18 protein-coding genes and 1 pseudogene are annotated in these 20,181 nt (G+C 49.1%); 1 reads left to right on the top strand and 18 read right to left on the bottom strand.

The genetic code is table 11. The features are described 5' to 3' along the window. Window positions 1-273 precede the first annotated feature (273 nt). Window positions 274-447 (top strand): annotated as a pseudogene (locus MoGM_RS13380) (tyrosine-type recombinase/integrase); the annotation flags it as partial. 244 nt (window positions 448-691) lie between these two features. Here MoGM_RS13380 and MoGM_RS09515 read toward each other — a convergent pair. The 18 genes from MoGM_RS09515 to MoGM_RS09425 form a co-directional block, all read right to left on the bottom strand. Beyond that, the gene (locus MoGM_RS09515; RefSeq protein WP_104369849.1) at window positions 692-1,330 is read right to left on the bottom strand and encodes a thymidylate synthase; all 639 of its coding nucleotides are present in this window, start codon (window positions 1,328-1,330) and stop codon (window positions 692-694) included. 25 nt (window positions 1,331-1,355) lie between these two features. Continuing rightward, window positions 1,356-2,189, bottom strand: a complete 834-nt coding sequence (locus tag MoGM_RS09510) for a DNA adenine methylase (protein WP_104369846.1) — start codon at window positions 2,187-2,189, stop codon at window positions 1,356-1,358. A 67-nt stretch (window positions 2,190-2,256) separates the two neighbouring features. Then, a complete protein-coding gene (locus tag MoGM_RS09505; protein WP_104369845.1) occupies window positions 2,257-2,499 on the bottom strand; it encodes a hypothetical protein in 243 nt (80 codons plus the stop codon). A 205-nt stretch (window positions 2,500-2,704) separates the two neighbouring features. Then, a complete protein-coding gene (locus tag MoGM_RS09500) occupies window positions 2,705-3,190 on the bottom strand; it encodes a hypothetical protein (protein WP_104369844.1) in 486 nt (161 codons plus the stop codon). Continuing rightward, window positions 3,187-4,488, bottom strand: a complete 1,302-nt coding sequence (locus MoGM_RS09495; protein ID WP_104369843.1) for a reverse transcriptase domain-containing protein — start codon at window positions 4,486-4,488, stop codon at window positions 3,187-3,189. The genes MoGM_RS09500 and MoGM_RS09495 overlap by 4 nt, the downstream gene beginning before the upstream one ends. A 594-nt stretch (window positions 4,489-5,082) precedes the next feature. Continuing rightward, window positions 5,083-12,309, bottom strand: coding sequence for a hypothetical protein (locus MoGM_RS09485; RefSeq protein ID WP_104369841.1), 7,227 nt, complete (start codon window positions 12,307-12,309; stop codon window positions 5,083-5,085). A gap of 4 nt (window positions 12,310-12,313) precedes the next feature. Then, window positions 12,314-12,877, bottom strand: coding sequence for a hypothetical protein (locus tag MoGM_RS09480; protein ID WP_104369840.1), 564 nt, complete (start codon window positions 12,875-12,877; stop codon window positions 12,314-12,316). After that, entirely contained in the window at window positions 12,870-13,397 is a 528-nt protein-coding gene (locus MoGM_RS09475; RefSeq protein WP_104369839.1) for a hypothetical protein, read from the bottom strand. The genes MoGM_RS09480 and MoGM_RS09475 overlap by 8 nt, the downstream gene beginning before the upstream one ends. Further along, complete coding sequence (locus MoGM_RS09470) at window positions 13,381-14,235, bottom strand: hypothetical protein (RefSeq protein WP_104369838.1); 855 nt, start codon at window positions 14,233-14,235, stop codon at window positions 13,381-13,383. Before MoGM_RS09470 ends, MoGM_RS09475 begins: the two co-directional genes overlap by 17 nt. 6 nt (window positions 14,236-14,241) lie before the next feature. Beyond that, window positions 14,242-14,517 (bottom strand): LysM domain-containing protein, encoded by a 276-nt coding sequence (locus MoGM_RS09465; RefSeq protein WP_104369837.1) that lies wholly within the window; start codon window positions 14,515-14,517, stop codon window positions 14,242-14,244. Beyond that, window positions 14,514-15,035 carry a hypothetical protein gene (locus tag MoGM_RS09460; protein ID WP_104369836.1) on the bottom strand — a complete coding sequence of 174 codons (522 nt, stop codon included), beginning with the start codon at window positions 15,033-15,035 and terminating at the stop codon, window positions 14,514-14,516. Before MoGM_RS09460 ends, MoGM_RS09465 begins: the two co-directional genes overlap by 4 nt. Before the next feature lie 2 nt (window positions 15,036-15,037). Further along, the gene (locus tag MoGM_RS09455; RefSeq protein WP_104369835.1) at window positions 15,038-15,472 is read right to left on the bottom strand and encodes an N-acetylmuramoyl-L-alanine amidase; all 435 of its coding nucleotides are present in this window, start codon (window positions 15,470-15,472) and stop codon (window positions 15,038-15,040) included. Then, window positions 15,456-15,953, bottom strand: a complete 498-nt coding sequence (locus MoGM_RS09450) for a hypothetical protein (RefSeq protein WP_104369834.1) — start codon at window positions 15,951-15,953, stop codon at window positions 15,456-15,458. The genes MoGM_RS09455 and MoGM_RS09450 overlap by 17 nt, the downstream gene beginning before the upstream one ends. A gap of 12 nt (window positions 15,954-15,965) precedes the next feature. Next, window positions 15,966-16,265, bottom strand: a complete 300-nt coding sequence (locus MoGM_RS09445; protein WP_199181782.1) for a hypothetical protein — start codon at window positions 16,263-16,265, stop codon at window positions 15,966-15,968. A 5-nt stretch (window positions 16,266-16,270) separates the two neighbouring features. After that, window positions 16,271-16,753 carry a hypothetical protein gene (locus tag MoGM_RS09440; RefSeq protein ID WP_104369833.1) on the bottom strand — a complete coding sequence of 161 codons (483 nt, stop codon included), beginning with the start codon at window positions 16,751-16,753 and terminating at the stop codon, window positions 16,271-16,273. Window positions 16,754-16,756: 3 nt separating this feature from the next. Then, window positions 16,757-17,722 carry a hypothetical protein gene (locus MoGM_RS09435; RefSeq protein ID WP_233210243.1) on the bottom strand — a complete coding sequence of 322 codons (966 nt, stop codon included), beginning with the start codon at window positions 17,720-17,722 and terminating at the stop codon, window positions 16,757-16,759. Further along, the gene (locus MoGM_RS09430) at window positions 17,715-18,365 is read right to left on the bottom strand and encodes a DUF6046 domain-containing protein (protein WP_104369832.1); all 651 of its coding nucleotides are present in this window, start codon (window positions 18,363-18,365) and stop codon (window positions 17,715-17,717) included. The genes MoGM_RS09435 and MoGM_RS09430 overlap by 8 nt, the downstream gene beginning before the upstream one ends. Then, entirely contained in the window at window positions 18,362-20,125 is a 1,764-nt protein-coding gene (locus MoGM_RS09425; protein WP_104369831.1) for a tape measure protein, read from the bottom strand. Before MoGM_RS09425 ends, MoGM_RS09430 begins: the two co-directional genes overlap by 4 nt. Between the last annotated feature and the right edge of the window lie 56 nt (window positions 20,126-20,181).

Here is a 20,181-nt window from a genome sequence, read left to right as displayed (position 1 = left end):
ATATTTTTTAGTGCAAAATTACTTGCCGTATAAGCGTTCCTTGATATGCAAAACACTGTGTATGAGCGCAAATAAAACGGTGAGGGTTTCTTTTCATTGCCTGCCGTTACCTATTCCCGTTTCGGTAACTGCCCGGCTAACGGTTTGGTAACTGAACAACCTCAATATTCCGTTGCCGTTTGCATTTTCTCTACTTGGCAGAATGCTGAAATACCGTTCATTTCAAACGACTTACGTTTAATTTTCATCCGTTCGCTTTTTCTTGCATAGGCTATCATTTTCCACTGCTTCCGCCACACATACGCCACCCTGCTAACTTCGGCAGGTGTGCCAATCTACACTATTGCAAAGATGCTAACGCATCGCAACGTGAAAAACACTCAGATATACGCCGAGGTCATGGACCCGAACAAGCGTGAGGCTGCGAATGTAATCTCGTTGAAATAGCAGCCTTTCCCTAAGAAGAGAGCCGACAAGTTGCATTTCTGCAATCTGTCGGCTCTCGCTATTTATCCTTATGTCGGCAGCGTGTTCCCCGGCTCAACATCGCCTCCATATAATCACGGCAAAACGAAAAGCGAGCGGTTTCAAAAACGAAAAGCGATTTTCCACTCAAAAAACGAAATGTGATTTGAAAAAACATTTTAAGGCACAAAAAGGCATTTGATTTCTCGTCAGATGCCTTTTTATATCATACATTCAAATCGAATTTGACATTCTCATCGCCCTCCAACAGCCTTTCCGTCCTTTCTATGTTATTTTCATAGACATGGACATTTCCAAGGTTTAGAGTTATTGATTTCAAAGGCAAATCAATCTGTCGGGACATCAAATACAAATGATATATGTCTGATGGCAATCCCAAATTCGCATCACTGCTTCGCTGATATGCGGAAACAACCAGTTCACCGTCATCTATCTGGAACTGTACGAGGCTGAGACATGGAGCCTGGTTCGTTTCTGCGTTGGTTTCACCGAGGAAAAGCACATAATTCTTACTGTTCCGCTTTTCCCGGTTTATCTTTGAAATCAGCGGAGGCAATTTTTCAAAATATGTAGGATAACTGTTTACCAATACAGCTCCGCAATAGTCCCACCAGTTTATCCCTACATCGCGATACCGTTCCACGTTCCGTTCCCCTTGCATAAACAGCCGCAACTCACACTTTAGTTTTTTACGTGCTATCCCATGGTTCTCAAATATGTCAAGCAAATCTGCCGGGAACAGAGTCAAGCGTTCATTCAGGAGATATTTTATGTTGCCTTTCTTGTTGGTCTGTGTCTTGCCTTCACGCAATATCCTGTCAAGTATTACATGGTATTTATTCATCATTCAAACGCTTTTCAAATGATACTTAAACGGCCTTCTTGTACAACATCATATCCGTGTATGAGGAATTATAGTTCATGTGAGCGTTAAACTCGACTTTCGTACACCGCTCAAAGGGGTTTCCTGTCAGTTTATTCCTGCCTATCCAATCACACAATTCCAGTATGGAAGACTTGTTGGAAGTGAAATATACGAAGTCGTGTCCGGCAAGAACAGTCAACACATCAAGGTAATCGGACAACTTCCAACACATATTGTATGTACCGACTTCCGTGCTTAAATATGGAGGGTCTACAAGGAACACGACACCCGGCACATCCTTATATCTATCAAACACCTTCTTATAATCTTCAGACACGATGGTCAATCCATCCAGATAATCCGTCGCCGGCTGATAGTCCGCTGTCCTTACATTGTTATACAGCGTTTCTTTACGCATATCCTCAATGCTCAACTTGTACTTCATAGAAAACAGAATGGACGATGAGAGGGTGATAAAATCCACATATCCATAACGCTGCTCATATTTTTGTATACAAGCAAAGACTTTGTCTCTTTTTTCTCCCGTAATAGGCTTATGGCGTGGAACACCTGACACTATCTGCCGGAGTTCCGCCAACAAAGCATTTGTCTGTGGCACGGATTCCAACCTCTTACGGTAGTTGTCAAAATCATTATACACTACGGTTGAGTTTGGCTTCCGGCACTTGGTGATATGTGACAATAGGCCGGAACCACCGAACAAATCAACAAATGTTGTTCCGTCTGGATATTGTTCCAATACTTTGATAAACTCCTTTGCGAACATCCGCTTCTGCCCCACGAAGGGCAACGGTGCTGATAAATACTGCTTTCTCATTTCTGTTTTTATTTTCTCCCGGCAAAGTTCTGATTTTTCAAACAGAGCAAAGAAAGAATACAATAAATCACACTGCAACCTGTTTGCAGTCGCTTTGGAAACGCTTTATCAGGCTATACACCTTACGTTCACTCACGGAGTATTTATCCGCAAGCAAGGCTACGGTATATGACACCTTCTCTCCCCTATCCAGCATGTCTTTATATTCGACATACAAGTCTATGTATCTTGTATCTTCAAGCCTTATCCCGGCTGTCTGCAACCGTTTTAATAGCTCCCTGTTAAATTTCAGTATCTCAATTATCTTCATTCCCAACTATTTTTTGTACTTTTGCATCGTCTCACTTATTATACGCGCAATTGCGCAAACACATAAAAAAGCCATCAGCAGGCGAACGAGGGTATACGCCCCCGGTCGTGCCTACTGATGGTAACGTGTGTTTAATAGTAAGTGAGACGACTATTTAACAGGCCGGGGGCTTTTTCTATCCCTCCCCCGAACGGGATTCTTTCAGTTATTCAACCTGGTATTCCTTCAAGTCGAAAGCGTCCTTTTTCTTCCACCCGTCGGCCAGTGTGTTCTGGATGTGCTTCATGGCTTTGGTATAGAAGTCTGTCAGTTCCTCCAACGTTTCAAACGTATGGTAGCGTGGTTCCGTATCCGTCCCGAACTTGAATGTCACGGGTAACGTGCCGCCTCCTGTCTGTACGGCGAGGTCGTAGGCAGACTTGTAATTGAACTGGTTTTCACTTGACAGCCATACCGGAATATCCCTATAACTGAAACCGGAGAGAATGGCAGTATCAGTCTGTTTGTTGTACCACGCCATGACCGTGGAACGTATTTCCTCATCTTCCGGCTTGTGTCCGAACTCCTCTTCCATGTACGAGGCGTTTCTGTGCTCTCCCGGCTGCACATCCCAGCGGATGCGCCACTTGCCTTTTACCGGGTTGGTGCATTCAAGCAGTTTTATTCCTGCACTTCCTTCAACTCTTTTCATGTGAACATATATTTAAACTTTCCTTTGTCAAAAGACTCTGATTTTATAGTCGTCTCAAAAGGAAAACCGTCCTCTATCTCTTTTATTTGTTGGAGAATATTCTTCATTTCCTTGCTGTCTGTAATAAATTTCTGCTTTTCACCATTTACTATGACAGCAACGACACAACGTTCCGCACCATACTGTGTTTTTGCAGTAAAAGTACAATCATAAACTGTAATGGGAACATTTACCAAATCACGTACACTTACCCTCGGACCAGGGAAGTATACTTCGCCATCTTCTGGTCGATAAACGACATTAAGCTCTTTAAAACTTTTCATTTTTTTGCCTGTTAATTTATTAAACAACTTGTTACAGTCGGCGTGTTTCGTCATGCCATAAAAGGACACTATCAGTTCACGCCGCCTTCTTCTCGATTTTACCTCGTGCATCTTCCGGGCGAACTTCTGCTTGATGCGCTTGCGCAGTCCGACATAATCAGGATGGATGACATAGCCGAGGAAGTCGATGCCTTCCTCTATGGGGAACACCCTTTCATTGGGCTTTACCTCCAGGTCTATCATTTCCATCTGCCCGTGGATGATGTCACGAATCACCCATAGTTCCGCTTTCGTTTTACCCAGTACAAGGCCGTCATCGCAATAGCGGTAGTAATGACGGACACCGTACTTGTCTTTCAAATAATGGTCTAAAAATATAGACAGGAGCAGGTTGCCCGCCCCTTGAGAACTTCGCAGCCCGAAGCTGATACCATCCGGAAGCATGGTGACGAATCCGCCAAGTATCGTCAACAGTTTTTCGTCCTTGAATACCCTGCGAAAACACCACATGACGAAGTCTTGGCGCACATTGTCATAGAACCGTCTGATATCGAACTTGTAGGCATACAGCGTACCTTCCTGATCGCTTTGTATGTCCGTGCGTATGCACTTCATCAAATCGTGTGTACCACGCCTCTTGATACTCGCCCCGGTTGTCCGGATGTACCGTCTCTGTAGATGATGGTCCACAACGTTCATCACGGCAAACACCGCGATACGGTCTTTCATGGAGAGTATCTGGAGCCTGCGTTTCTTGCCGTATTCCTCGATGTCCCTCTCATAATACCCACCAAGTTGGAAAGAGCCGTCGGCCAACGAGGCTGTAAGTTCCGCAATGACCTCTTCCCTATGCTCAAGCAGATAGCGGCCTTGCCTCGACCTTTTGCGTTTGGTTCCACGCAGGACGGTATCGAATGCCTCAGCCATGTTGTGGTATTCGATAATCTCCTCCATGATATGTCCTTCTCTGCGCATAGGATTCTGTTTTTGTTTTATGGAAGGTTAAGGCCTTCCTTCCTCCGGGTCTGACTTCTTCGAACCGTTACCGGCCTACCAAACTCCACCCGACACGTGATTTTTCAGCTTTCCACCCATCAAGATGCTGTTGCTGAGGCTTGCCTCCCTCGGCACCGCATTGGGGACACGTCCCCTGTACTGTACGCCGATTGTTTGATTACCAGACGCGAGCCGACATTCGTATTCGCATTCGAAGCATCGTTATTCGCATTCGCATTCGACACACCGCCATTCGCATGCGCATTGTTGTACCCGCGATAGACCACACGGCCTACTGGGAAACTCCACCTTTTTGGGCTACAAAGGTACTTACTTTTACGCTAAATCTTTGCCGACTGTCATACTAACGACAACAAAGCCGCAGAAAAGTAACCGCCGGCAAGATGTTTCCAACGGTTACTGCATTTCAGAAAATCAAATACTCTCTTTTTCATATACATTTATTTTATAAAATTATTTTCGACCGGCTTACGCCGGTTTTTGAACCGGGAGGAGAAGCGGCACAATAATGTTTTCGTTTTGTCGCTTCGCTCCCGCTTTGACGCTTTGCGCTTACGCGACCTCGACCAACGCTTTATACGCCTCCACGCTTTCCGCCCGGACGATTTTGCCGCGGAAGGCCAGACGCGAGCCGACATGCGAACTCGCATGCGAAGCATCGTAATTCGCATTCGCATCCGACACACCGCCAAGCGCATGCGCAAAGTTGCACCCGCGATGGACCACACGGCCTGCGGAGCCACTATACCAATACTTGTCACAATAGTATGTACTTGACGAACCATTCATGCTACCTACAGGAATTACATCCATGTGCTTGCCATGTGCCACAGCTGTTATCCATTGGTCATTTGTCGTCTTGCCTTTTACCCACCTTATGCTGCCATCCGGCATCCAGATGCGCCATTTGCCAGCGTTGCCACTCGTATTAGGAACATCCACACCGTCCATCATGTCATATTTATGACCGTAAATATCCTCGTAGCCAAGACAGCAGATATTGTTTACCTGAACCACGGTTTCCTGTCCATACTCATCCTTTGACTTGTACCAGGCATACTGATGCACCTGTCCGTCAACCATCGAGTTCGTGATATTTTCCTTGATGGAACGGGCTTCTTCATAACCGATAGTATCGATCATGCCACGGCTTGCCGTGCCACCAGTTGTCCGGTTATTCGTATGCGAGCCTGCGCCGCATTGCTCCTGCATGTCACGACGGCCATACTTGGCATAAGAAAGGTTGGCTATACGTGAGTGCATCAAAGCGTCTATCTGCTGCATACCACGCTGTACCGAGTAATAGTGAAAATCACTCCAGCCCATGTTGGACGCAGTCGTGCCGCCTGTTATGCAAGACCGTAATTTGCTGCCGACTATACTGCTGCCGACCACGGCGCACAGGTGTTCGTCATTAGCCACCCAGTCCGGTTCCATATCCTCTATCTTGTCGCTATTACTCAGCACCACCTTGTCGAATTCAGCCGTATTCAATATGGTGAAATGAAGTTCTGACGCACCGGTCGGAATATCGGCTATCAGATACATCCCGGCCTCAAAACGGCAGTTCAATGGTTCGACCACAACGGACTGAAGGATACAGCCGGAGGTATCCGTGAATATGGCTCCTATCATATTGGTTCCGGGTACAGAAGGAAAACGGACACGGCGGTGGCCGGATACATCCACACGGCATACGGAATAGCTTGAATCCGTACTGTAAGAGACGGACAAGGTTTCCTTCCCGGTCATTATCTTCCGCCCGGACATATATCCGCCGGACACAGACTTGATGTCATCAAGTGTAACAATATCCACCGACGGCCTTACCGGCTCATGGTCACGGTCATTGCTGCAGTAACAGGAATAATGCTTTTCTTTCAGGTAGTCATTGATACCCTTACTCCAAAAGAAAGGCTCAAACATCATCCAGTCGCCTTCCGTGCCGTCCAATTTGGCCGCACTGCCGTCCGCATATCTGTCACCGGCCGTATCATCCAGGGGGTAGTATGTCATCTCGCCATCCTGGTTGTTGACAACCGTGTCAACATTGGCCATATTTACATTGCGGGTCGTCGCCTTTTTCGTAACCTTGGCCAACGAGCGGTGACGTTGTTTGAGGATGGCGGATATATGGCCGTTGGGAACGTATGCATTGCCGTATTTATAGCCGGTCAGGTTGTCAAGGTTGCTCACGTTAGCATCATCTGCCGCATTGTCATCAAACTCTATCATCGTATACTCCGGCTGGATGATGTTCAGTTCCGGATAATGCTTCCTGTATGCGGCGTATGTATCCTCGTCCATATAACGGGTCAGTCGGTATGTACCGACAAAAGCGCAGGTATCGGTATAGTTGCCGCCGGCATCGACACCGCCGGTCTCCATGTACTGTTCAAGCAACGTCCCGTCGCCTTCCATGTCTATGCCGGTAACACGTACATGCTGCACGTTGGCACACTTCGAAATAAGGGTCTGCCAGTCGAGGCCGGGGCAGCCGGAAAACACGAACGTCGATATATTCGTGTAGTTCCCGATGGACAGACCTTCCGAATTTAGCACCGAGAGATATTCCAGTTTCAATGTCGTAAGGGTGTCCGGCAAATAAGCCTCTGCCAATGGCGCGCCATGCGCAAAGTTCACGCTCTCCACCTGCACACCTCTCGCATCCAGGTACTCCAGTTTTGTCTGGTTGCTGAAATCAAGTTCCTTGGATGTGCTGCTGCCGGTCTTTGCCTGTGCCTGGTTGCGCAGATTGATTTTCTGCAGTGACTTGCAGGCGTTCAGCACAAGCCACCATCCGGTGGAGCCTTTACCCTTTGATTCCATATTCAGCTCACGCAACACACCACACTTTCCAAGGTCAAAGCCGTTTTTCAGATGGTCGGCCGCCCCGGTCATGTCAAGCACTTTCATGCGGCTCGCGCCATACAGGCGCAAGGGGTCATTCACCGTGTATGCTCCGGACACGTCCAGAGAGGCGGTCTCGTCCTCCTGTACGATTCCGGTATTGGCTATGTTGGGCGAGTTGTTCGTGCCATAGCCGAAGGCGTACACTTCGTTGGCCGTAATCTTCACCACGTCTGCGGCATCGGACGCAGAGCGGGACATGTACAAATCCACGTTATCACTCGTAAAGTTGCTCGTGCCGTACTTGGCGTCAAGCAACGCGAAACGGTTTCTGATGAAGTACTCGCGGTGCGCGGCGTTAGAGCCTTGCAGGGCGTAAATATAGGGCCATACCTTGCCGTACATTTGCTGCACGGCAGGACGGATGTACTTTATCTCGCCTGACTTGTTAAAAGCACGGTCGCTCCAGTTGCCCGCCTGTTCCGTGTTGAACATCTCCAGGACACGCTCGTTGGTCATCACGGCGCGGAGATTCGCCGCACAGCGTCTGAGGTCGTCGCCGAGGTTGGCCAGCACAAGATTCCACAGCCAGCTCTCGCGGCCTTCAAAGGCGTACTTGCTCGCCTCGGCGTCGTAGGTGTCACGGTCCGTGGTGTAGGTGTACACAAGGAAGCAGTCGTTGCGCTTGCCCATCTGCGTGTCGCCGTCATAGTAGGTGATATACCATTTCAGGCCGTCCCACGTTCGCAGCATCATGTTCTTGGCCCTTTGGTCCACGGCAAGGTAATAGTCCGTCCACAGGTAGTAGGTCAGGATGAAGTCCTTGTCGAAGTACTGGTCTATTTCGTCCTTAAACTTTTGGCTCACAAAAGAGGATATGTCGTTTGAACTTGCACCCGCAGGTACGCAGGCTCTTATCCATGCGAACAGGCGTGTCACGGCATTCTGCTGGGCTTCCGTCAGTCCTGCCCATTTGACATCATCAGGGTAGTTCGTTTCCATCCCCTCGTCGAATATGCCGGGTATCTCCGCATCGCTCGCAGACTGGAACAGGCACATTTTCGCGCCGTTGTTCAGCATCTCGAACGTCATGGGCATTGCCGGTGTGAAGCCCTCGACACCGGTCATGCCGAACAGGTCTTCACTTTTCGACTTCTCGTTGTTGAAGTTATACTGTCCGTAATACTCGCTTTCCCCGTCAACGGTCTCCGCACAGAATATGTCTATCGGGAAACCGTCTATCGAGGAACGGACACTTACGGCATTGAGATTCCCGGTCAATTGGAACTGCTCCCTTTGTGGAGGAGTAAGCAGTCCGAGTTCTTTCAGTATGTCGTTAAAGAGCTTTGCACCGCCCGTGTTCATGCTCATGGACGAGTCCGAGTAATCCGACTTCATCGTAAACAGGTTCATCGGGACGGCCCCCGGACGCATGCGGTATTTGTTCTTGCCCAGCGGGTCTGCCACCCCGTTCACGCTGAGCGTAAGGTTCTCGCCGCCCTTGTTGAAGTATATGCGGATGTTCTTGGACGGATACTTGGTCGACGAGGTGCCCTGGATGCGGATGTTGCAGTCCGTCAGCACGAAGTCATACTCCTTGCCGAACGGGGAATAGAAGTATATGTCGGCCTTGAAGTCCGTCTTCTTGTTGTTCTCGGCATACACGTCATCCAGTTTGTTGGGCCGCACGATGCGCAGCACACCCTTGCCTTTGGCACGTATCTTGTCGATGTCCACGCCTCCGGTATCCCCCAAAATGTCGTTCTCTTCGTACAGTTCAATCATACCGCCGGAGGTATCCGCATCCACAATGCGGTTTTCAAGTTCCTCGTCATCGGATATGGCACGGCTGTATATGCGTATGTTGCGCACCTCGACGTCCGCTTCCGAACTGTCGATGACAATGTCCTGCGGCACGTCCTGGGCGAAGTTGAACGAGGAGTCGTAGATGTCGGCCCCTGTCCGGTTGCCGTCCACATAGATGTGCATCAGACGGTTTTCGTCACGTGTGGATATGACAAGGGCTATCTTTATCCACTTGTCGGAGACGTAGTTCGTACCCAGTTTGATTTCACGGGTAACAAGTTCGTCATCCTCATTGGTATAATCCACCGTCTGTCCCGTCTTGAAACTCGCGTTCTCGGCCGTGATTAACAATCCCTTGCCGTTATTGATGCAGCTCACCACGCTTGCCGCACGGTTCATCACGTTGCTGACCTTGATTGTCATCTCTATGGTCAGGCCCGTGGATTTCACATCCGTGGCAAACGGCTTGTAGCCGATGGTGGCCTTTGCGCCGTTGGTAAGCCTCAGGCTCTCCCCCGTCCATCCGTTGCTGCTCCAGTCAAAGCCCTCGAAAGTCGTCTTTATGCCGTTAGATTCCCATTTGGCAGGGTCGCCCTCGGTGTTACTCCGCCCCGCAGCGTCAAACTTGGCAAGCAGGCCGTATGTGGCCTCCGATATGTCAAGGCTGCTCTCCGACACATCAATGCTTACCGTGTATTCTGTCTTCCCGACCTTCAGCATAAGGGTGTTTGTCCCCTGTGAAGCGAACCGGTTGGTATATGTCTGCATGGAGCGTGGGGCATTGATGGTGCTTGCCTGTTTGCCGTTAAGATACACTTCTACCTGTGCCGGCGTCCCGTCCGGGTCGTATGCGATGAAGTTGAAGCTCATCTGCTCGTACTGTGCTGCATGGATTGTCGGCATAAGGTGGTTTGCCGTCTGTATCGTACCCGATGTGTCGGTATACTTTATGCCCACGAAAGGAACATTCAGGCCCGCCTTCAGTATGTCTATATAGATACTGTCACTCTTCAATCCGTTACGTTCCGCAACCAGTTGTACGGTATGCCGTCCTGCACTCAGTGAAGAGCCGGAAATGGAGAATGAGCCGTTCACCGTGCCACTCTTGTTTATGGTCTGTGACACCGGGATGTCTGCCCCGTCCAAATACATGGACACGTCTTTCGTTCCACTGCCCGTAATAGTGAACGGTATCTCTATCGTGTCGGTGTCCTTGTAGCCGCCGTCAGCGATGGTGGAGGCAAGGTTGTAGGCACTCGTAAGAGAGAGCGTTATTACGTTTATGCTCGTATATGCCTGTTTCGTCTGCTTTGTGCCGTCCTCCGTGGTGGCTTCCGCCCTCACGTACACATCGGTCGTACCGACAAGCAGGTAGTCGCTTATGTCGAGCGTGTAGGTCCCTGCACTAATGCCTTTCAGTGTCTGCTGGTACGTGGTGGTCGTACCACGGCTTACGGTAATGGTTATGTCAGCTTTGATACCCGTGGCATCACCTTCCGAGTTCACGTGGCTGTATGAATAGGTGAGTTCTGCCGTGCCGCCCTCCTTGACCTGCGCCTTGTCAAGGGCTGCCGTAAGGATGATGCGGCTCGCCGTGGAACCTCCGCCGCCTCCGCCTGTAAATTCGGCGGACGCGATTATCCCGCCCTGCTTGTTCAGGATGTTCAGCGTGTTCTTGTCTCCGTCAGGTATCACCTCGACGCCACCCACCGCCGCATCACTGATTTCATTCATCTTTTGTGCCACGGCCGCGTTCTGTACGGGATTGGTACTTTCTGCGTCAAGGCTCTCATCAACCTGTATCTGGTCTATCACAAGTGCCACATTACCGTCGGAATCCGGATTTATCGTCTTTCCATTAAGCGTGACTGACTTGATTTTGCCGCCTCCGTATTCTTCCCAGCTTGCAGGTATGAGGAAATTATTGATGTCGTTGGATATGAAGCGGTAGTCCTCCCATTCACCTGCGGACTTCTCGAATGTGAGAATCATGCCGGGTTTGTCCGCATCCTTGATGTCCGCATCGGCAAGTGCCGCAATGGCCGTTTCCTTGGTGTAGTAACCGATCGCGGGTGGCTGCTCGCCGGTGACATTGTAGAATCCGCTGCCGGAACCTCCGCCACTGAACTCTGCAAGTTCTTCCTTGTCTTCGTCCCATATATACGCTGTACCGCCAAGAAGATACAGTTTGTCTTTCAGGAGTTCTGTCCTTTCCTTTGACATATACAGGTCTGCAGTAGACCAATTATTATACAGGCTTGGTATTGTTCCACCGGAAATTAGCCCGGCTACCATCCCTCCACCACTGTAGCCAAAAACTTTCTTGGAACGTACATACAACACCCGGCCGTCTGTTCCTGCTATGCTCTGCAGCTTCATTTCCGCGTCATCCACAATCCCGTCGAAGCGGGCTATGGCTCCACTCAAGGCAAGGTTGCATTTAGTGTTCACCACGCCATACATCATCTCACGGTCGGCATTCTCCTCGTCTATGCGTTTTCCGAGTGCCGTGTCAGCAGATTCACGGCTCTTGGCTTCTTCTGAAATGCTATCCTGAAGTTCCTCACAGGCTGACACACGCTCCGCACGTTCTTTTTCTATATTCTTCTCCAGTATCTTGTCGGCATTGTTACGGCTGGTCTCCTCAATGTCTATGTTCCCCTGGAGGGTTCCTGTCGTATCATTGACATGTTTTGTCAAATCACCTATCTTATTGGACAACGTGTCGTCTGCGTTCTTCCGTGCCTCACTCTCCTCCTCTATCTTTTCTTTCAATTCGTAGATACTGCCCATATTGCCCATCAGACGCCATCCGGGCTTCTGCCAGGCGTAGATATTGCCGTTTTCCGGGGATGTCGCATTGTCTGTGTCGTACACACTCACAAGCTGCCCGTAACGTAAAGCCTTGCCGTTCGTGCCCACGGGATCCGTGTCCGCCTCCATGGCGGCCTTTGTCTTGTACACCTTGCGTATGCCCAGACCATCGGCACTCTGTTCCATATCGGCTATGTAGGCCAACACATCACTCTGCAGCCCGAAAGTATCCTCCGGACTGATGCTGTCCGCCTCTGTCACTGCACGTAGGCGGTTGGCTATTTGTTGAAGTTCGTAAATGGATTTCATATTCTTATCCGATTTCTAACGCATAATATGATTTGTTCACTCTACGTTTGATGCCCAGCAAGGTTTCTAACTGGAAATCAAAAGAGGGTACATCTGACACCTTGTAGTAAGTACCGGTTCCGGGAGCACCTATGACAATCTTTGCCGTGCAACTCTTCACGACCGGTCGTATCTGTCCGTCTTCAAATTCGCGACTTTCCACGGTTTTTTCCTCAAGAAGGTAATATAACGGAGCGGCTCCTATACTAAAGCCGTCATATCCGGCCAAATAAGCGTCTCCTTCATGTAATGTAAATTCGGGTACATCATAGACGCCTTCCGCTGTTATCAATTTGTGAGCCTGCATTGTCTCCAGATTTGCATCACCACACCCATTTATATGACGTGCCGTCGCATATACCGGAAGCCCCACACTGTTTGCATAGTCTTCATCATCCGAAGCAATGGCATCCGAACCGTGACTTAACAAAAATAGGGAACGTACCAATTCCATCATGTTGTCCTGGAGCAGTTTCAAATCTTCAAGGTAAACGGGCTGACCGCCGGAACTGAAAACAAGTTTATTCATAATCGTATAATTCTATGCCGAACGTACGCCCAGCTGGTTTGTATATGTTTAATATGTTCTTTATTTCATTATAATTACGGCCTCCGTATTTATCTTCATCCTTGTCCGTGGAAGTACACAGGAATGTCGGGACATGAACTATCATGTGTACAATAGCGGTTTTCTCCCCATTGATATTCAGGTAACAGGGACGCTGTTCTGATAACAGATACAATGGCTTTGAAAGCTGTACTTCATTCCGAAGATGGAAAAAATTTCCGTCCTTGACCTCTTCTGGAGTCGATATGAATATCTGACTGCCTTTCAAGAAAAAAGCATCATTAAGAGCCTTTTCCAAATACATCACGTTGCATGTTGTATTCAGTTTCACGGATACATTCGTATGAAGTGAGTCGAATTTCCCGTACACGTAACGCAGTGGAATTATCATTATGCGCAAAAGGTTTATCATGAATCCGCTGCGCAATATCGGAGGAAGCAACTGCACGACCAACTTAGTAAAATCAATCTTGTACCACATAGCTCAATGAATTTTCAAGTCCATAAACCACATAGCTGCCACTGGAACCTATATAGTTATTCCCTGACAACGCAGTCCATCCTCCGTTCACCCCATCAGTATAGCATACCTCATGCAACTCCACATCAATGACACCTTCTACAGATTGAATGGTATCTACAAGTTTTGTCTTGTTAAAAGTGCCACCATAGGTGATATTTTTCAAATGCCCCTTGATGGCATCCTCCACAGGTCTGCTTCCATCAGACAACCGCATGCCGCTTTCATTCAATACAAGAGGGTCTATCGCAACAGTTGCCGATATGGAAAGTCTGTCACTATCTTTACTGATGACATTAAGAATCACACCTGCCACCTTGACCCTGTTCATATACTGTTTGAACACCGTTAGAACATCATTTGAAAGAGCCACAGGAGTACCATTCTTATCACCGCTTACAAGAATCTGGACACTTGTGCCCTTGTCACGTACAGCCGCATACTTGACCACCTGCTTGCTTTCGTCCATCTTAGCATACTCGTATTTCTGCGTGGTCTCATTAAAGACCAATCCGTCACCATATTGGAATGCCAACGCCATCTTGTAGTACCACGGTACACTGGCTACCACCGCAGTAGCAATTTTGTTCTCGATGTCAATTTTATGTTGGTCGAATATCATCTCCAGTACATGGTAACAAGCGGCCAGTATGAAGAACAGGATATTCTCAAGGCTCACACTGGAGAAACTTCCACCGAATGTGTCACGCTCGCTCAGCCCGTACTTCTCCCTGATGGTTTCGTCCGCCATGAAAGCATCCGTCATGGTTTTCTTTATTTCCGCTACACTCCTTGCCATACGCTTTTATTTGAATGTTTCCTTAAACTCTTCACCGAATATCCTCAGACGGAAGCCGCTTTGGTCACGGGCGGTTGCCGGTGACACGTCATTGTCCCTACAGTAATTCTGCATCGTCCTGTTCCACACAACGTCAGGCATCATGAGTTCCGTGCCGGCTTGGGGTACTTCCGTCATGCTGATACCGTTTTTATGCGCAATGGCTATCATGGCTTCCCAGGAACCGAATTCCTGCACGGCCACATCGGCCAAAGTCTGTCCGTCTTTGATAATCTGTTTCATCGTGTCACTTTTGAGATGATGAATCCACAGGCAAAAAGGAGTATGAGCAACCCTGGAAACCATAGCCACCGGTATGTGTTTTTGACTGTTTTCTGAGTGCTTTCCCGAATTGTCGTGCTTGAAGTGTCTGTTTCCGCCTGAGACTGTTTCTTTACTTGTTCCGTTGCTGTCTGCCGGTTACTTCCGTTTCTGTTTGCCTTGCTGGTACCCTTTCCCAGATAACGCTCTTTTGTGTATTCACTGTCCTTAAACAGGATACGGCCGCAGGAATCCGTGACTATGCGTTCCCAGAACTTCTCTACAAGGCTGTCCTTTTCAGACGTCTGCAAAGTCTGTTCAGCAGAACTGTCACACTCAAGACGCTCGCCAAGGCACATTTCTGTCTTCGTTTCGGTCATGCTCGTCCGGGCATTCTCCTTATGGATTTCACTCACTTTCTCCTTTGTCTTACAGCCAGGCAGGGAAAGAACGAATCCGGACATCAGCAGAACACACATGATTTTAACAATCCTCTTCATGGTCAAATCTCCTTATATTCAGTTTTGGCATCAAAGCAAGGACAGGCCTTAATCCACTCGCACTTCTCTATCTTTCCGTTCTTGTTCAAGTCCGGACTGAAGTCACGATGCCCCTGTATGACTGCATTGGGATATTTTTTCCGTAATAACTTCAGCAGCGACACCAACGACCTTTTCTGCTCATCGCTCCGTGTGTCCAGGTTGTTTAATCCGCCGGTATAGGCTATGTTTATACATACGCTGTTATAGCCACGGACACCGTTGCTGACCTTGCCCTCGTCAAGCATCTGGTGTATCTTACCGTCAACGGTCACCACATAGTGGTAGCCGGGATTCTTCCATCCGTTCTTCCTGAAGATTGCTTCAAGGTCTCTCACCGTCTGCTTTGGATTTCCTGCCGTGCAGTGGACAGCAATATATTTAATGTTTCTTCCCATCGTCACACATCATTTGAAGGGTATTCTCTACTTCACCCGGTTCTATATTCAGTTTTCTCGCAATCTCACCCACAAGTGCCTTCTTCAGAAGCTGAAGGAACGGCATCCGGGGAAAGCATATCAGCATACTCGCACTGGCACTCCACAGTTCCACCAACACGATACAGGCGCAGATGACACCCGTTGTAAGTCCTCCTCCCACACCCAGTAGCCGATCAATGCCTATGAAACTCAATACGGCACAGCCATACACCGCCAGTTTCGCCAGTGTGTCACGCGCCAGTTCACTCAATGCGAAGTTGCCCTGCTTCAGACTGGAGGCTATGCCCCAAGCCCCGTCCATCACTACCGCCATCACAGCAATGTTCACCATCATGCCGTAGCCGGTCACATAGTCCACCACGACCATAATAAGGCAGAGTATCCATCCCCACACCGTGGAAAGAACCTCGCCAAGTCTTTCAAAGAAATTTCCAATCATATTTTTTTATTTTTAATAAGTTGCTTCTATCTGTATGCCCGTATGGGTAATTTTAACGCTTCCGACACGCTGCCCGTCCATTTCCAGTTGCTCTTTTATTGCCGTCCGCCAGTATATCGGGTCATTATCCAGCAACATGTCACTGATGCCTACACCCACCGCCGGACGTTCTTTCAGTTCCCCTTTATGCAGGGTAAGGATAAGGGCCTGGTTCTGCCGCAAAATATCATCTACGGCCAGTGTCCCGTTCCTGACCACCGGCTCAAGGTATTGCCCGTCAGCTGCTCCCCATGTCAGTTGCATTCCTTTCATACTCCTCAGTGCTTGATGGTTTCATCCTCGTAATCACTTTTATTGAATGAGGGGGCTGCCGCTCCTGGCTTTACGGTCGTAAAAGTTCCACCGGGATGGGACACCGTAACATTATGCGTGTGCTTGTTGAATGTGTCCACAAGTTCGTTTATCTTATCCGTCAGCTGCTCTATATTTATCAGACCGCCCAGTTTGCCACCATTGATGACGATTGTTTCTATATGGTCCACCTGCAGGACCACAAGCTGGGAGAGGTCACCGCTCAAGCTGCCGACCGTTACTGCAGTACCCACTTTCGGAGTTACAAGCATCCAGCCGTCATCATCCAGTTCCGATGCCTTCAAACGTACATCGGGAATGATGATATTGCCTATCTCCACCTCACAAAGCTGCCCGGTTACAGATTTTACGACACCCTGGTAAATGGAGATTTTCTCCCCGCCGACGGCCTGTTTCAGGTACTCCCTTAATTTGCTATGCTCGTTCATGCCTTAACTTAATCTGAATCCTAAATCAATTTTTCGTTTGCCTCCCTCTTTGGAGAACTCTGTGGTCACGCTCGTCACGAAATACGTTCCATCCTTATACGGATAATCCTTGTCCCTTAGCGTTACACTGTCCGCAGGACGGCACATCGGTATCAGCCAGCCCGTAATGCTGCCCTCGTAGCCGTCAAAGGTGCGCCGTTTCACTTCCAGTTCTCCCCTGGCCTTCATGCTCGCCTCGTCGGAAGTCGGGCTTTTTATCTCTATCTTCTCACCGCCGGTACTGCCGGTCTCCACTTCCCTGACCGTCCCGTCCGGGAGCAGGGCTTTGACAACCACCTTTATTTTCTTGTCTGCCGCTCTCCTGTAAGTAAGGCTTTCCTCCTCAACATTGACAGCAAGGTCGTAGAACCGCTCCTCGTCCATCATCTCGCCGGGAGGATGCACATGCAGCGTGTCGCCACACAGATATGTGTCCGCACCGCATTCTTCTTGTATCTTTTTCAATACGTCGTAGCCGGTGGCGTTGTTGATGACAAACTTGTCGTATGTCCAGGAATAGGAACAATCCACCTTCAAATCAAGCCCACACCCTGTGACCACCTTGTTAAGGAGGGTTTCCAGCGTGACCTTTTTCAACACTTCATTGGGTATCTCTTTTCGGAACAGGAACATGTCGTCCTCACAGTGCAGTTTGATATTTCCTCCGTCCGTGCTGATACGCTGCAGCCAACCGCTGAATTCGCCCTCCATACCGCTTTCCTTATATCCGAACATGATGCTCACGGCATCACCGCGCTTCAGTTTGTTTTCCACCTCAAGCGCGTTGTTGTATTGCGCCGCCGGAAGTGTTATGATAGCGGTATCTGAAAGTTGCTCGACGCTCTTGTGTACCTCCACTTTGTCAAGCATACCCAGTTTATAGTTGCCTATCTCTATGTCGTATATCATCGTGTACATGGTCTCACGCATTTAAGTCGTCACGGCTGAGCAACAGCTTGTATATGTCGTCACTGTAGGCCGTAATGGTATAGTTCTGATTGGTCAGTCCTGTCGTGAAAGGAATGTCCCAACTCTCTATGGCAAGTTGGCTTATGCCGAAAATCTCCAATAGAGGACACAGGGCCTTCACGTGTCCCGCCTCGCAGAAGTTTTTTAAGGTCGCCACGTCCTCCTCCGGATATTTGCCCTCACGGGACATAAGAATGCCTTCAATCCTTACCGTATAGTCGTCCTGCGTCCAGCGTTCCTTGATGCTTCCTTTTATACTACCCTTGCTCACATGACGGCGGACGATGATATTCTGGCCGTTAAGGCTTATCATCGGCTCCAGAGGAAACAGCCACTCCTTTGCGCCGGATTCCTCTAATTGGAACCGTAAGGGCATGGTCATGGGGACACCAATCGCGTTGGTACGGACCACTTCCTCAAGTTCCTCATCGCTCATATCCTCCACATTGAAGTCTGAACCGTCCGGGATGGTCTTGCCGCCAAGATAGCCTGTATTGACTCCGTAAAAGTTGTTTTCACGGAACAGCCAGTAAGGGGGAACTTTCGTCAGTCCCATTGCCCGGAGAGCTATGTTCTGGAGTATGAATCTTGTCGTTTTCATCATTCGGTACTGGTTGCTATGGCAAGAGCCCTGTTCATACATTGAAGCACGATGCGTTCAAGTTCCGCCGTGTCAGTCTTGTCAGCCATCGTCACGTATATGTTATCAAAGAACTTGCTTATGTTCATGGTTATGCTGGTACTTCTCGTTCCGCCTGTGGCCAAAGCCTCGGCGGTTTTATTCCCACTGCCTTTCTTGCCGCCTTTACTGCCCTTTCCTCCGGTAGTAGCGGTATTAAAAACTACCTCTCCTGCTGTGCTCCCTTTCGTGCCCGGTGTACTTATCGACGTGGCTTTTGCTGGAGATTTCTTATCTTTGGCACTCTCAACGGAATAGTTCTTGTCATATTCGGTCTTTACACCTTCAGCCAGTTTCCTGGTCTGTTTGAACGCCTTTTCCGCACTGGTGACACCTGTTATGTCTTTTACCCCTTGTACGGCACTGTTCCATGCGCCTTTGAAGTCTCCGCCAAAGAGCTTTGCCAGGGCTTCGCCAATCTTGCCGATGCCGCTCATCAGGGTCTTTATCCTGTCTATGACGTACTCTTTGATGATGTTGCCAAAGCCCTTCAGGGTATCCCACATCGTCAGAATGAAAGCACGGAAACCGGCAAACTTGTTCCAGCAATAGACAACGGCCGCGACAAGGGCGGCAATAGCCGTAATAATCAGTCCTATCGGGTTGGCCGTCAGAGCTACGTTCAGAAGCCACTGGACAGCTTCCCATGCCTTTGTCACCGCCGTAACGACTTTGATTACTCCCACCATTCCGGCAATGGCAATAGCATGAAGGTTGAAGGCTATGGTTCCCACACCCACGACTACAGCAAGAAGACCAAGTTCTTCCCTCCATTTTACAATGAATCCGATGACACCAGCTACGACAGCGAATATCCCTTTAAGGGCGGATGCTATCGGAGGGACAATGGCAAGAAACAGGTCCATGATGTCATTGACTATAGGTTTGATTTGCTCAAACATATCTACGGCCGCCTGTTGGACATTGCCGACAAGTGTCGAGAACTTTCCGCTTACGGTCTGGCTCAGCTTGTCACTCATCCCGGCAAAGGCCCCGCCGGCACTGGTGGCATGGTTGATGGCTGCCGCCACCGCGTCCATGCCTATCTGCCCCTTGCTCATCATGTCCTGAAGTTCGGCATAGGTCTTGCCGGTCATCTTCTGCAGTTCTTTCAACGGGTTGAATCCTGCATTGATAAACTGGAGCAGGTCCTGGCCGCTCATCTTGCCGGCACTGGCCACCTGACCGAGTACAAGGGAAAGGCTACCGAGTTTGTTTTTGTCTCCGCCTGCGATGTCACCCAATTGACGGAGGTAACCATTTACCTTGTCCGTTTCCACACCAAAGTTCAGCATGGTCTTGGCGTTATCCACCAAATCCAGGTTACTGTATGGTGTCTTAGCGGCAAACTCATTGATTTGTTTCAATATGCCGGCCGCCTTTTCCTCACTGCCGACAAGGGTCGTGAACGCGACGGAGGTCTGTTCCGCCTGTGCGCCAAGGGATGTGACCGCCCCGATACCGGCACTGATGAGAACGTATGGGTTTGCAAGGAACTGCATTCCTGGTAAGGACATCAGCGAGTCCTTGAATTTGGAGAAGGAGAAGGCTTCCCGTAAACGAGCCCCTGTCGAAGTCGCCTTACGAGATATTTCGTCAAGCTGCTTCGAGGTCTGCCGGGCAACGCTCAGCACATTTCCCTCGTCTGCCTGTAACTTGATTAGGAACTTAAGTACGCTGTCCATTATTCGCCTTCGCCTCCATTTTGCGGATGTCAATCAGATACCGGATTGTCCATGCC

Source organism: Prevotella sp. MGM1 (assembly GCF_002933775.1).
In the GTDB taxonomy this organism is placed as follows: domain Bacteria; phylum Bacteroidota; class Bacteroidia; order Bacteroidales; family Bacteroidaceae; genus Prevotella.
The sequence above is the reverse complement of the archived record's forward strand: the minus strand, read 5'-3'. Positions and strand labels throughout refer to the sequence as shown.